Annotated in this window: 12 protein-coding genes; 6 read left to right on the top strand and 6 right to left on the bottom strand. The window is 73.4% G+C overall.

All coding sequences use genetic code 11. From position 1 onward, the window contains the following. The first annotated feature begins 439 nt into the window (after positions 1–439). From ctaD to ACFWPI_RS21830, 5 genes are all read left to right on the top strand, one after another. Entirely contained in the window at positions 440–2,086 is a 1,647-nt protein-coding gene (ctaD, locus tag ACFWPI_RS21810) for a cytochrome c oxidase subunit I (protein ID WP_380345321.1), read from the top strand. Between the two features lie 116 nt (positions 2,087–2,202). Continuing rightward, the gene (locus tag ACFWPI_RS21815) at positions 2,203–2,730 is read left to right on the top strand and encodes a hypothetical protein (RefSeq protein ID WP_063346184.1); all 528 of its coding nucleotides are present in this window, start codon (positions 2,203–2,205) and stop codon (positions 2,728–2,730) included. 196 nt (positions 2,731–2,926) lie between these two features. Further along, a complete protein-coding gene (locus ACFWPI_RS21820; RefSeq protein ID WP_063346183.1) occupies positions 2,927–3,646 on the top strand; it encodes a response regulator transcription factor in 720 nt (239 codons plus the stop codon). A gap of 79 nt (positions 3,647–3,725) precedes the next feature. Further along, positions 3,726–4,106, top strand: coding sequence for a pyridoxamine 5'-phosphate oxidase family protein (locus tag ACFWPI_RS21825; RefSeq protein WP_363373388.1), 381 nt, complete (start codon positions 3,726–3,728; stop codon positions 4,104–4,106). Between the two features lie 224 nt (positions 4,107–4,330). After that, complete coding sequence (locus ACFWPI_RS21830; RefSeq protein ID WP_208869037.1) at positions 4,331–4,783, top strand: GNAT family N-acetyltransferase; 453 nt, start codon at positions 4,331–4,333, stop codon at positions 4,781–4,783. 4 nt (positions 4,784–4,787) lie between these two features. Here the strand turns inward: ACFWPI_RS21830 and ACFWPI_RS21835 are convergent, their stop codons facing one another. Then, on the bottom strand, positions 4,788–5,234 hold the full coding sequence (locus ACFWPI_RS21835) for a transposase (RefSeq protein WP_380380653.1): 447 nt from the start codon (positions 5,232–5,234) through the stop codon (positions 4,788–4,790). A 93-nt stretch (positions 5,235–5,327) separates the two neighbouring features. Then, positions 5,328–6,599 carry a hypothetical protein gene (locus tag ACFWPI_RS21840; RefSeq protein WP_380380651.1) on the bottom strand — a complete coding sequence of 424 codons (1,272 nt, stop codon included), beginning with the start codon at positions 6,597–6,599 and terminating at the stop codon, positions 5,328–5,330. Between the two features lie 157 nt (positions 6,600–6,756). Here ACFWPI_RS21840 and paaI point away from each other — a divergent pair, with 157 nt between their 5' ends. Then, entirely contained in the window at positions 6,757–7,167 is a 411-nt protein-coding gene (gene paaI, locus ACFWPI_RS21845) for a hydroxyphenylacetyl-CoA thioesterase PaaI (RefSeq protein ID WP_380380649.1), read from the top strand. Positions 7,168–7,233: 66 nt separating this feature from the next. Here paaI and ACFWPI_RS21850 read toward each other — a convergent pair whose 3' ends face one another. From ACFWPI_RS21850 to ACFWPI_RS21865, 4 genes are read right to left on the bottom strand one after another with little or no spacing between them, the layout of a single operon-like run. Continuing rightward, complete coding sequence (locus tag ACFWPI_RS21850) at positions 7,234–8,493, bottom strand: phenylacetate--CoA ligase family protein (RefSeq protein ID WP_380380647.1); 1,260 nt, start codon at positions 8,491–8,493, stop codon at positions 7,234–7,236. Between the two features lie 18 nt (positions 8,494–8,511). Continuing rightward, positions 8,512–9,504: an SDR family NAD(P)-dependent oxidoreductase gene (locus ACFWPI_RS21855; RefSeq protein ID WP_380380645.1), complete on the bottom strand. Its 993-nt coding sequence runs from the start codon at positions 9,502–9,504 to the stop codon at positions 8,512–8,514. Continuing rightward, complete coding sequence (locus ACFWPI_RS21860; RefSeq protein WP_380380643.1) at positions 9,501–10,835, bottom strand: MFS transporter; 1,335 nt, start codon at positions 10,833–10,835, stop codon at positions 9,501–9,503. The genes ACFWPI_RS21855 and ACFWPI_RS21860 overlap by 4 nt, the downstream gene beginning before the upstream one ends. Further along, the gene (locus tag ACFWPI_RS21865) at positions 10,832–12,061 is read right to left on the bottom strand and encodes a phenylacetate--CoA ligase family protein (RefSeq protein WP_380380641.1); all 1,230 of its coding nucleotides are present in this window, start codon (positions 12,059–12,061) and stop codon (positions 10,832–10,834) included. The genes ACFWPI_RS21860 and ACFWPI_RS21865 overlap by 4 nt, the downstream gene beginning before the upstream one ends. Between the last annotated feature and the right edge of the window lie 149 nt (positions 12,062–12,210).

Below are 12,210 nucleotides of genomic sequence, written 5' to 3' on the forward strand. Positions count from 1 at the left end.
CGGGGCGCGGCGGAGGGCCGGGGCCGGGGGTGCGGGCCCCGGGGCGGACGGGGCCGGGCGGGGGCGCTCCGGGGCGCGGGCGCCGGGGCGGTTCCGGCGTTCCTCCAGCGGTGCTCGTCGGCGCGGTGAGCGCCGCCCGAGGGGCCGGGGCGGGACCGACGGCCACCGGAGGTCCCGGTCCGGGCGCCGGAACGCGGGCCGTGCGGCCCCGGGGGCGCGGGTCGAACGGCCCTAGGGGGCGGGGGCGGTGCGTTCGGATCATGGATCGCCAGCCATTCGCACGACGTTCCTAAGGAGTGCGTCCTTGAGCGCCACCCCGGCACAGGGCGACCCCACGCCACCGCCAACCTCCGTACCGCAGCCGTCGGTCCGGCCGAAACGGCCCGGTTCGGCCGTGGTCAGACTGCTGACCACCACCGACCACAAGACGATCGGCTCCATGTACCTGGTGTCGGCGTTCGGGTTCTTCCTGATCGGCGGTGTCCTGGCGCTGGTCATGCGCGCCGAACTCGCCCGGCCCGGAACGCAGATCCTCTCCAACGAGCAGTTCAACCAGGCCTTCACCATGCACGGCTCGGTGATGCTGCTGCTCTTCGCGATGCCGCTGTTCACCGGCTTCGCCAACTGGATCATGCCGCTGCAGATCGGCGCCCCGGACGTCGCCTTCCCGCGCCTGAACATGCTGTCCTTCTGGCTGTTCATGTTCGGCTCGCTGATCGCCGCCGCCGGCTTCGCGACCCCGCAGGGCGCCGCCGACTTCGGCTGGTTCCTCTACGCGCCGCTGTCCGACGCCGTGCACTCGCCCAGCGTCGGCGCCGACATGTGGATCATGGGCGTGACGCTCTCCGGCTTCGGCAGCATCCTCGGCGCCGTCAACTTCATCACCACGATCATCTGCATGCGCGCACCCGGGCTGACCATGTTCCGGATGTCCATCTTCTGCTGGAACGTGCTGCTCACCTCGGTGCTGGTGCTGCTGGTCTTCCCCGTCCTCGCCGCCGCCCTGCTCGCCCTCGAATGCGACCGCAAGTTCGGCTCGCACGTCTTCGACCCGGCCAACGGCGGGGCGATGCTCTGGCAGCACCTGTTCTGGTTCTTCGGCCATCCCGAGGTGTACATCCTGGCGCTGCCGTTCTTCGGGATCATCTCCGAGATCATCCCGGTCTTCAGCCGCAAGCCGATGTTCGGCTACGCGGGGCTGATCGCCGCCACCGTCGCCATCGCCGGCCTGTCGGTGACGGTGTGGGCGCACCACATGTACGTCACCGGGCAGGTGCTGCTGCCGTTCTTCTCCTTCATGACCTTCCTCATCGCCGTCCCGACCGGGGTCAAGTTCTTCAACTGGGTCGGCACCATGTGGAAGGGCTCGCTCAGCTTCGAGACACCGATGCTGTGGACGGTCGGCTTCCTGGTCACCTTCCTGTTCGGCGGCCTCACCGGCGTGCTGCTCGCCGCCCCGCCGATCGACTTCCACGTCTCCGACTCGTACTTCGTCGTCGCCCACTTCCACTACACGCTGTTCGGCACCGTGGTCTACGCGATGTTCGCCGGCTTCCACTTCTGGTGGCCCAAGATGACCGGCAAGAAGCTCGACGAACGGCTCGGCCGGATCACCTTCTGGACGCTCACCGTCGGCTTCCACGGCACCTTCCTGGTCCAGCACTGGCTCGGCGCCGAGGGCATGCCGCGCCGCTACGCCGACTACCTGGCCTCGGACGGCTTCACCACGCTCAACACCCTGTCCACCATCTTCTCCTTCCTGCTCGGGCTGTCGATCCTGCCGTTCCTCTACAACATCTGGAAGACGGCCAAGTACGGCGAGAAGGTCGAGGCCGACGACCCGTGGGGCTACGGCCGCTCGCTGGAGTGGGCCACCTCCTGCCCGCCGCCCCGGCACAACTTCGTCCGGCTGCCGAGGATCCGCTCCGAATCCCCGGCCTTCGACCTGCACCACCCCGACATCGCCGCCCTGGACGTCCTGGAGAACACCGGCAAGCCCGCCACCCACCTGGGCGACGTGACCCCGGCCAAGTACGACCTGCCGCAGACCAGGGCGGAGCGCGAGCGGTCCGCCGTGGACAGCTGACCCGAGGCCGGGCGCGCCCCGGCCACCCGCTCCGAACACCCACCGACCGCCGTCCCCGCCCACGCCCCCGTCACGGGCGGGGACGGCTCCCCCTCGCGACCTGGAAGGCCGGCCCCATGACCCACACCGTCCTCGCCATCGGCACCGCCGCGCTCACCGCGAGCGGCTGCGTCTGGTACCTGCCCGCCATCGCCGACCTCCAGGCCGGCGCCGACCGGCCCCGCTCCACCCGCACGGCCGCGGCGGCCTGCGTCCTGTGGTGGGCCGCCCTCGCCATGGCCGGCGGGCTGCTGCTCGCCCTGCCCGACTGGCGGCCCGCCGCGCAGATCGCCCTCGCCGGGCTGGTCGGCGGCGCGGCGCTGCGGGTCCGCGCCCGGTGGGACCGGCGCGGGGAGCAGCACGAGGCCGCCGCCCGCTGGGCGGCCCTGGGCGCCCGGCCGGCGCCGCGCTCCGGCCGCCCCGCCGCCGTCACCCTCGCGGGGTGGCTGGTCGTCGGCGCCGCCGTCGCCTCGCTGGGGGCGGTGGCGATCCTGCTGTCGGACGAGGGCGCCGTCGGCTCCCGGGTGGCGCTCGCGGCGGTCAGCGGGGCCGGGGTGGCGCTGGCCTTCCTGCTGGCGGGCCTCGGCAGCGCGCGGCGGCGCTGACGGCCCCTCCCCTCGGCCCTGTCCGGCAAGATCGGCCGGACAGGGCCTACGGGCGGCGCGGCTCCTGCGGGGGCCGCGCCGCCCGCGCGCTCGCCCGAATGGGGTCGTTGGGCCCTGGGCCCTGCGGCGGCCGGTGGGCGATGATGCCCTGGGCCCTGCCGGGAGTGTGCGGGGGTGACGAAGGTGGAGCCGCGTGATGGCGACCAAGACGGCGGGCGCCGGGGCACCGGCGCCGGTGCGGGTGTTCCTGCTGGACGACCACGAGGTGGTGCGCCGCGGGGTGCACGACCTGCTGGACGGCGAGCCCGATCTGGAGGTGGTCGGCGAGGCCGCCACCGCCGAGCAGGCGCTCGTCCGGGTGCCCGCGCTGCGGCCCGACGTGGCGGTGCTGGACGTCCGGCTGGGCGACGGCGACGGGGTGTCGGTCTGCCGCGAACTGCGCTCCCGGATGCCCGGCCTGGCCTGCCTGATGCTGACCTCCTTCGACGACGAGGAGGCGCTGCTGGACGCCGTCATGGCGGGCGCCGCCGGGTACGTGCTCAAGCAGATCAGCGGCACCGACCTGGTGGCCGCCGTGCGGACCGTCGCCTCCGGCCGCTCGATGCTGGACCCGGGCGCCGCCACCCGGCTGCTCAACCGCCTGCGCAGTGACGCCGAGCCCGCGCAGCCCGTCACCACCGGGCCCGCGCTGACCGTGCGCGAGCAGGAGGTGCTGGCGCTGATCGGGGAGGGCCTGACCAACCGGCAGATCGGCGAACGGCTCTACCTCGCCGAGAAGACGGTGAAGAACCACGTCTCGCGGCTGCTCGCCAAGCTGGGCGTGGAGCGGCGGGTGCAGGCCGCGCTGATCTCCACCGAGCTGCGCCAGGCGGCCGCCGCCGCGCAGCCGGGGCACCTGCGCTCCCTCCGGGGCTGACGCGACGTCCGGGCCCGGGACCCCCGGCGGGACCATCGGCCCTCGCGGCGCCGCCACCGCCGGGGCGAGCATCGAGGGCATGAACGGTGATCACGACCTGCTCGAACTGGACCGGGAGCGGGCGCTGGAACTGCTGGCCAGGGCCGCGGTCGGCCGGGTGGTCTACACCATCCGCGCCCTCCCGGCGGTGCTGCCGGTGTCCTTCCGGCTCGACCTGTCGGACGGCGGCGGAGTGCTGCTCTCGGCCCCGGCCGGCTCCGAACTCGCCCGGGCCGTGGACGACGCCGTGATCGCCTTCGAGGCCGACGAGGTGGACGGCGTGGACGGCTCCGGCTGGTACGTCACCGTCCTCGGCCGCGCCCAAGTGGGCCCCGCCGTAGGCCGCACCCCCGGGGCCGTCCGGATCCGCATCCGCCCGGAACTCGTCGTCGGCCGGCGGCTGCCCCCGCGCACAAACTAGTGGCGCGTCTCGATTGGTCGACCGGGTAATTGATCTCTGCGGGGCGCCAACCTGGAGACCGGCATGCGTTGTGCATCCGGCAAGATCAATAGAGGATGCATGCTGGACGGCAGATGGAGGGAACCGCCTTGCTTGCCGCCCGGGTGGGGAAGTCGCAGGCAGCGCAGTCCTGAGTCCCTGGCCGTGCCGGCGCGAGGCGGCTGACTTGAGTTGGAGAGTCCGGCGTGGTGATTGCGGAGGAAACAGAGTTCGACCCGGAGGAGATGTTCGGGCTCTACGTCTCGGTCGGGTGGGAGGGGTACACCTGCGACGTCGACAAGCTCTGTCGCGGTCTGGCCAACTCGCACCTGGTCATCACTGCCCGCGATGAGTCAGGCGTGCTCCTTGGCCTAGCCAGGACGGTCTCCGACGATGAAAGCATCTGCTACGTCCAGGACCTGCTGGTCAACCCGAGGTTCCACCGGCAGGGGATCGGCCGGGCGTTGCTTGAACACCTGATGGAGCGGTACGCGCACTGTCGCTTCTTCCTGTTGTCCACCGACCATGAGTCGACACCGGAGGGGAAGAGGAACCACGCTTTCTATCGGCAGATGGGCTTCCTCTCCTACGAGGAGAAGCAGATGACGGGCTTCGGCCTGCCGAGGATCCGGGCGCCCCGAGGCCAAACCGAGACGTGACGCGCTACGCGGCCCTGGCTGGATACTCGGTCCAACTGCGGATCGGCGAGCCCAGGGCGAAGTTGGACTTGGGCTCGGAGCATGCGTTGTGCCAGCGGATGTAGACGTTGATGGCGGCGTTCTGCTCGGCGTGGCTGCGGTGGTCGGTGCCGTTGAGCGCGAAGTAACGAAGTGCCGCGAACTCGGACTCGATCCAGTTCAGCCACGAGCCGTAGGTGGGCAGGAAGACCAGCTCGACCTCGTTGTCCGCTGCCCAGGCCCGCACGTTCGGGTGCTTGTGCGGGGAGAAGTTGTCCAGCACGACGTAAGGCTTCTCCCCGGGCCAGCGGGAGCGCAGGGCCTTGAGCAGGCCGAGGAACTCACGCCATCGCGACGTCCGGCCGATCCGCTGCAGCCGCCGGCCCTCCTCCATGCTCACCGGCCGGACGAACACTCCCGGACGACGCCCCACGACCACCTCCAAGATCAGAACTCGGAGACAGCCTGACGGACTACCAGCAGCCGATCAATTTCCCGGTCGACCAATCGAGCCGAGCCACTGGTGCTAGTGCGGATCGCCCTCGATGCGGCCCGCCAAGGCGCGGACGGTCGGCGGGAGTTGGCGCAGGCGCACGGCGAGGAGCGGGACGGCCAGGGCGAGGTAGACCCAGCTCAGCGCGACCCGGGCGGACTCGCCGGGGAGGGCGAACTGGACGGCGAACAAGGCGAACAGCAGCCCGGCCTTCCAGGGCAGGAACCGCAGGTCGAGCAGGAGCACCACGGCCAGGACGGTCTGCGCGGCGGTCAGCAGCACCTCGTCCACCTGGCGCTCGACCAGCGGGAGGGAGGCCGCGCCGCCGCCGGCCAGGTAGGCGAACGGGAGACAGCCGATCAGCAGGGTCCACTGGTTGACCTTGCTGGAGAGCAGCGCACCGAGGCCGTCGTCCCCGCGCAGCCGCCAGGCGAAGACGACCGCGACGATCAGCTCGGGCGCCTCCGAGGCGAGCGGGGCCAGCCATTGCACCAGCAGGAAGCGGTCGATGCCGAGCGAGGCGCCGGCGTCGACCAGCGAGGTGGCGAACGGCTCGGCGCAGGCGAAGATCACCCCGGCCGCGACCGCGAAGACCAGGACGGTGGTCGCCCGGCGGCGCTGCCGCGGGAGGGCGGCCAACCGGGCCGGGACGCCGATGAGTTCCTCCTCGTCGTCCTCGCCGCAGCGGCTGACCCGGAAGAGGTAGTAGCCGTACCAGGCGATCAGGACGATCGCGAGCACCCAGGAGATCTGCCGGGTCAGCGGCATCACGAAGGCCACCAGGGCGGCGGCGCCGAGGAAGCCGGTGTCGATCCGGCGGTGCTCCCGCAGGGTGATCCCGGGGGCGGCGCCGCGGCGCCGGGCGGCGAAGTAGGAGGCGAGGGCGACCAGCGGCCAGCCGACGCCGACCAGCAGCCGGTTGGCGCCGGTCATGTTGGCGGCCGCGTAGGCGGCGTACTCGGGGCGGGTGCCGGCCGCGTACGCGAAGTAGAGGTCGACGGCGTACTCGGGCAGGACGGCGATGAACGCCAGCAGGGCCAGGGCGAGCGGGCCGGAGATGTCGGCCCGGGCGGTCTCCGCAGCCCACATCAGCAGGAGCGCCGCCGCCAGCACGCCGAGGCCGAAGACCACCATGCCCGGCACGGGCGCCAGGTGCACCCCGGCCAGCCGCAGCACCACGGAGGGCAGCGCGCCGGCCACGGCGGCCCCGATCCGCAGGGCCGTCACGGATCCGCTGGGCGGCTGCGCCGACGGGATCTCGGCGGGGCCCGGTGGGGTGGTGGTCGCGGGTGACTTCTGGGCCATCAGCCGTCCTTGCGCTCGGGGAACCTGAGCAGGCTAGGGTCGGCGCGCGGCAGGGTGGGCTGAACGGCGGGGCGGCGCGGCCGAGTTCCCCCGGACGGCGGCCGGGCGCCGTGCTCTACGCTGACCCGGACGCCGTCGACGGAGGGAACAGGACGCCATGCTCGACCCCGGGACCGCCGCCCTCTACGCGCGGGACGAGACCTGCCGGATGCTGGGCATCGCGCTGGACGAGGTGTCCGCCGGCCGCGCGGTGACGCGGATGACGGTGGCCGCGACGATGGTGAACGGCCACGGGACGGCGCACGGCGGCTTCCTGTTCCTGCTCGCCGACGCCGCGTTCGCGTTCGCGTGCAACAGCCACGGCCCGGTGACGGTCGCGCAGGCGGCGCAGGTCGTCTTCCTGGCCCCGGCGGCGGTCGGGGACGAACTGGTGGCGGAGGCGGTGGAGCGGTCGCGGGCCGGGCGCAGCGGGGTCTACGACGTGACGGTCCGGCGGGCGGACGGGAAGGTCATCGCCGAGTTCCGCGGGCAGAGCGTGGTGATCGGGGGCCGGCCGCAGACCGGCTGAGCGCCCAGTCCCCTACCGCTGCCCGGCCCCCGCCCCCGCCACCCGGCCCCTGCCATCACCGCCCGGTCAGGACTGCGGACGCTCGTCCAGTACCTGCTGGAGCTTGCCGGTACGCGGGTTGGTGACCAGTTCGGAGCGCGGCACCCACTCGACCGCGAGGTCGTGGATGCTGCCCAGCGCGACCTCGTCGGGGTAGAGCGGCCGGGCCGTGTACACGGCCTCGACGAGCCGGTCGGCGAGTTCGGGGCCCGGCCGCTGCCCGGTGTAGCCGAGGCGCAGGATCAGGCCGTCGCGCCCGGCCCAGCGGCGCTGCACGAGCTGCATGCCGGTGATGTGCCGCTCCGGGTCGGCGGCGAGCAGGACGGCCCGGATCTCCTCGGTGGGCATGGCGACGGTGCCGACCCGGGCGCCCTCGGTGGAGCGGCCGAGCAGGCGGAAGCGGCGGCAGCGGGCGTCGGTCCACTCGGCGCGGTCGCCGGTCGGGTAGCGCAGGATCGGCATCAGGGTGCGGAACAGGTTGGTGACGACGACCCGGCCGGGAGTGCCGGGCGTGGTGATCGTCTTGCCGGTGACGTCGTCGACGAGCTCCACCACCGTGCGGTGCGCGAAGGCCTCGTGCACCCGGACGTCGTCGCCGGGGACGGGCGAGCCGACCAGCCCGGCGTCGTTGGAGGCGTAGCCGACGGAGGCGACGGCGGCGTGGGGGAAGGCCCGGGCGAGGATCGGCCGCAGGTCGGCGAAGAGCAGATCGCCGCCGAACAGCAGCAGTTCGACCCCGTCGGCCGTCTCCCCGCGCTGGACCAGGCACTCGGCGACGGCGCTGAGCTTCATCGGCTCGCCGGCCAGCACGTGGACGCCGAAGCCGGTGATGAGGTCGGCGATGTACGGGTCGGGGGCGGCGCCGCCGACGCCCAGGCGGACGTTGTCCACGGGTGCGTGGTGCAGGGCGCCCTCGATGTAGAGGAAGCCGCCGTAGAGTTCGCCGGCCGTGAACAGGTTGGCGACCCGGTGTCCGGGCCGCAGGCCGGCCCGGACGAGTCCGGCGCCGAAGGCGGTGACCGAGTCGGCGTGCTCGGTGCGGGTCCAGGGCGAGAACTTGGGGACGCCGGTGGTGCCGCCGGTCTTGTAGATGCCGGCGTCGCTGAGCGGGCCGGTCAGGACGCGGTTGTCGGGCCAGGTGTTGGCGGCCCAGAAGGCGGCCTGGTCGATGACGGGGAGCTGGTCGAGGCGCTCGGCGGCGGGGGGCAGGTCGCGGTACAGCTCGGCGTAGAACGGCGAGTTGGCGCGGGCGAAGGCGATCAGCTCGGCCAGGGGCTTGGCGGGCATGGTGGTCGGGTCCCTTGCTCAGGAGGAGGGTGCTGCGGGGGGTGCTTCGGCGGGTGCTTCGACTCGTGCTTCGGCTCGTGTTTCGAGGCGTGCTTCGCGGCGTGCGTCGGGCTGCCCGAGCCAGGTCCGGGCGAGGGACTGGACGGTGGAGCCGTCCGGGTCGGCGAGTTTGGCGGCCAGGTAGTCGGCGGCCCACTGGTTGGCGGGCACCCGGAAGGGCGGCCGGTCGGCGAGCAGGGTCCGTACGACGACCTCGGCGACCTCCCTGGCAGGCTGGCCGGCCGACTCCCAGCCCTGGCCGCCGACCCAGTCCAGGTAGCCGGCGAAGGTGGGCGCGTACGGGCCGGAGGCGGCCTGGATGGTGCCGCGGTCGATGTCCGGGAAGACCCCGAACCGGGTGTCCGGGACGTAGCCGGGCACGACCACCGAGACCTGGACGCCGTGCGCCGCCGCGACCGGGGCGAGCGCCTCCAGGAACCCCTCGACGGCGAACTTGGCGGCGCAGTACGCCTCGTTGAACGGCTGGCCGACCACGCCGTGCACGCTGCCGACGGCGACCAGGCGGCCTGCGGAGGCCCGCAGCAGCGGCAGCGCGGCCCGGCTGACGGCGGCCACCCCGAAGAAGTTGACCTCCAGGTTGGCCCGCAGCGCCGCGTCGGTGGACATCTCCAGGGTCGGGTCGGAGTTGGAGACGCCCGCGTTGTTGACCACGGCGTCCAGCCGCCCGTACGTCCGGGCCACGCCGTCCAGGCAGGCGGCGATCGAGCCGGGGTCGGTGACGTCGAGGCGGCGGACGTCCACGGTGACGCCGGCGGCCTCGGCGGCCCACCGGAGCTCCCCGGCGCGGCCGGGTTCGCGCAGGGTGGCCACCGTGCGGTACCCGGCCCGGGCGGCTGCGACGGCGGTGGCCAGGCCGATGCCGGAGGACGTCCCGGTGATCAGCAGGACCTTGCCGTCGGCGTTCACATTGCGCACGGCGTTCCCGGCGTTCCCGGCGTTCGCGTCGCTCACGACGCGCTCTCCGCGAGTTCCCCGGGGGCGGCGGCCTCGCGCCCGGCGGCGTCCAGCAGCGGCTGGAGGCCGAGGGCGGGGAGGAAGGAGCAGGCGGCCAGCAGGGTGCCGCCCGCCATCACCGCCCGGGCCGCGTCCAGGATGCCCAGCGGGCCGGTGAGCAGGGTGACGGCCAGGCCGCCGACCAGCGCAGCGAGCGGGATCACGCCCCAGGTGACGGTCCGGAAGGCGGCGTGCATGACGCCCTGGTTGCGGGCGGTCATCCGGGCCTGCCGGGTGGGCGCGCTGCACACGTTGATGCAGGACATGAAGAATCCGTAGCAGCCCATGGTCACCGCGATCACCGGCCCGGGCGGCAGTGCGGGCGCGGCGAGCAGGCCGAGGCCGGCCAGGCAGTGCAGCAGCAGCGACCAGGCCATCGTCCGCCCCAGGCCGAACCGCCGGCTGAGCCGCGGGGCGACGAGGGCGCCGACCAGCGCGCCGAGCGCGGCCACCGACATGGCCGCGCCGAAGGCGCCGACCGTCACGCCCAGGCCCCGGTAGGCGAGGACGGGCAGGACGGTGACGAAGACCGGCCCGCCGCAGTTGAGCGTGACGGCCGCCAGCACCACCCGGCGCAGCACCGGGTCCGCCCAGTTGAGCCGGAAGCCGAGGGTCAGCCGCTCCCGGATCGAGCCGTCCTCGACCGTCCGCTCGCCCCACGGGCTCATGTACCGGAAGCAGACGGCCGAGACCAGGTAGCTGGCCGCGTCGACCAGCAGGGCGGCCACCCCGAGCGCGCTGTACAGGGCGGCGGCGATGGAGGGGCCGGCGACCTCGGCGACCGAGCCGCTGCCCTCCAGCCGGGAGTATGCGCGGACCATGCCGTCCTCGGGCACCACGGCGGGGACGGCGACCAGGTAGCCGACGTTGAAGAAGATCGTCGCGCCGCTGATCACCGCCACGCAGCCGAACAGCAGCGGGGTGGACAGCACGTCGAGCCAGTACGCGAGCGGGATCGCCGCCACCGCCGCCAGCCGGACGAGGTCGCAGCCGAGCATGGTGCGGCGCTTGTCCCAGCGGTCGACCAGCACTCCGGCGACCGGCCCGAGCAGCGGGATGCCGAGGTACTGGGCCATCGCCACCACGCCGACCTGGAGGGCGGAGGCGTGCAGGACGAAGATCATCAGGGTCGGGACGACGAACACGGTGACCTTGTCGCCGACCAGGCTGACGGTCTGCCCGGCCCAGAACAGGTCGAAGCCCCGGCCCAGCGGCGCCGGCCGCTCGGGCGCCGTCCTGCCTCCTGCCGGGTCGGACGTCACCCCGCCTCCCGCCGGGTCGGACTTCACGCGCCCTCCCGCAGGACCAGCCCGGCGGTCTTGCCGGTGCGGCCGTTGCTGATCAGCTCCTCGACCGGCCGCACCCGGAAGGACTCCGGGTCGTGCTGGAAGGCGGTGCTGAGCGTGAAGGTGGCGGCGAACAGCTCCTTGCGCAGCCGCTCGGCGTCGGGCGCGGCGCCCGTCCCGCCGGTGAGCAGCAGCACCTCCACCCCGGTGGCCCGGCCGCGCTGTTCGGTCAGCACCACCTGGGCCCGGGCCACGCCCGGTTCGCGCTCGGCCCGGGCGATCAGCTCGGCCACGTCCAGCCCGAGGCCGCGGACCTGGACGACGCTGTCGCGCCGGCCCAGCACCCGCATCGCCGGACCCGGCCTCCCGCACGGGCAGTCGGTCAACTCGCCCGCGTCGCCGGTGCGGTAGCGCAGCACAGGATTGAGCATCTCGGGGTTGAGGGTGGTGAAGTCGAGCAGGCCGTCGGCGTCGGAGTGGACCAGCTGGTCGGGCAGCGGGTGGAAGGTGTCGGCCGGGCAGTCGGGGGTGTTGGTGGCCACCACCCAGGTCTCGGTGCTGCCGAACATGCCCCAGCGCTGCGCCTCGGGCGCCACCACGGCGAGGTCCTCGGCGAGTTGGGGCTGCCAGGCCTCGCCGAGCCACAACACCTTGCGCAGGGAGGGGAGTCGGATGCCGGCGGCGCGGGCGTGCGCGAACCAGAGCCGCAGCACGCTGGGCGTCCCGCCGATGGCCGTCACCCGGCGCGCGGCCAGGAAGGCCAGCCAGTCGCCGTACTCCTCGGCGGCGACCGAGCCGAGCGCGATGATCCGGCAGCCGGAGAGGTCGGCGAGCGCGGCGGCGAGGAAGTGCGCGCCCCACATCCGGCCGGCGCCCCAGGCGTTGACGAAGACGTCCGTCCGGTCGAGCGGCTGCCAGTGGGCGTGCACGCCGGCCATGTAGAAGCCGGTGGGGGCGTAGCCGACCTGGGGGGCGCCGGTGCTGCCGCCGCTCTGGAACAGCCAGGTGGCGGCCTGGTCGGCGGCGGGCTCCAGGTGGGCGAGGGCGGTGTTGAGGTCGTCCTTGGCCAGGGGCGGGAGCGTGGCGAGCCGGTCGAGGGTGTGGACGTTGACGTGGCTGGCGTAGCGCGGGGCCAGGGCGGGGACGCTGCGCAGCCGCTCCAGGGTGCGCCGGGCCACGTGCAGGCGGGGCACGGCGGTCTCGGGGGGCAGGGAGAAGGAGGCGGTCATCGGGAGTCCGTCCGGGGGTCGAGGGCTTGGGTGTGGGCGGGGCTTCGGGTGGGGCTTAGGTTCTAGTGGTTGTCGCAACACCCCAGTTCAGGGGATGCGATGGACTTCAAGATCCGCAAGGACCGGACGGCTCAGGGGCCGCGGAAGCT

The sequence above is a fragment of the Kitasatospora sp. NPDC058492 genome, from assembly GCF_042720685.1.
Classification (GTDB): domain Bacteria; phylum Actinomycetota; class Actinomycetes; order Streptomycetales; family Streptomycetaceae; genus Kitasatospora.

What these genes read in the sequence shown, in the direction of transcription:
- ACFWPI_RS21850 (WP_380380647.1), bottom strand. Translation starts at nt 8,493, where the DNA reads ATGCCCGCCAAGCCCCTGGCCGAGCTGATCGCCTTCGCCCGCGCCAAC.
- ACFWPI_RS21840 (WP_380380651.1), bottom strand. Translation starts at nt 6,599, where the DNA reads ATGGCCCAGAAGTCACCCGCGACCACCACCCCACCGGGCCCCGCCGAG.
- ctaD (WP_380345321.1), top strand. Translation starts at nt 440, where the DNA reads ATGTACCTGGTGTCGGCGTTCGGGTTCTTCCTGATCGGCGGTGTCCTG.
- paaI (WP_380380649.1), top strand. Translation starts at nt 6,757, where the DNA reads ATGCTCGACCCCGGGACCGCCGCCCTCTACGCGCGGGACGAGACCTGC.
- ACFWPI_RS21815 (WP_063346184.1), top strand. Translation starts at nt 2,203, where the DNA reads ATGACCCACACCGTCCTCGCCATCGGCACCGCCGCGCTCACCGCGAGC.
- ACFWPI_RS21865 (WP_380380641.1), bottom strand. Translation starts at nt 12,061, where the DNA reads ATGACCGCCTCCTTCTCCCTGCCCCCCGAGACCGCCGTGCCCCGCCTG.
- ACFWPI_RS21820 (WP_063346183.1), top strand. Translation starts at nt 2,927, where the DNA reads ATGGCGACCAAGACGGCGGGCGCCGGGGCACCGGCGCCGGTGCGGGTG.
- ACFWPI_RS21825 (WP_363373388.1), top strand. Translation starts at nt 3,726, where the DNA reads ATGAACGGTGATCACGACCTGCTCGAACTGGACCGGGAGCGGGCGCTG.